Origin of the sequence: Zoogloea sp. LCSB751, assembly GCF_002028455.1 — a bacterium.
GTDB lineage: Bacteria > Pseudomonadota > Gammaproteobacteria > Burkholderiales > Rhodocyclaceae > Zoogloea.
The window spans coordinates 1-280 of sequence record NZ_MWUM01000145.1 but is presented as its reverse complement, the minus strand read 5'-3'; the positions used below and the strand labels follow the sequence as shown (position 1 = coordinate 280).

Here is a 280-nt window from a genome sequence, read left to right as displayed (position 1 = left end):
CTGAAAGATCCACTAGCCCGGTTTTAGCAAATGAGTTCTCGGCCAGTCGGGACTGCAAGGCTGGATAGCTGAATAGGCCTCGGCGAGTGTCCATCAAAAACTCGGGGGTGCCACCCAATATGAAACCAAGTCCCTCGGATGACCCCTGCAGGGAATCATTTAGGATACGTAGGATCTGCTCATAGTTGGCATTACGAGCCTGTGTGTTCGCTAGCTTGTAGAGGTTAACCAGCTCATCAAGACAGACCATCAGACCACCAAAACCTGCAAGCCTGACAAA

Annotated in this window: 1 protein-coding gene; it reads right to left on the bottom strand. The window is 51.1% G+C overall.

Features of this window, described 5'->3' with window-relative positions; all coding sequences use genetic code 11:
- Positions 1-280: BREX system ATP-binding domain-containing protein (locus B4920_RS26125; protein ID WP_173862709.1), on the bottom strand; the 280-nt coding region annotated here is incomplete at both ends.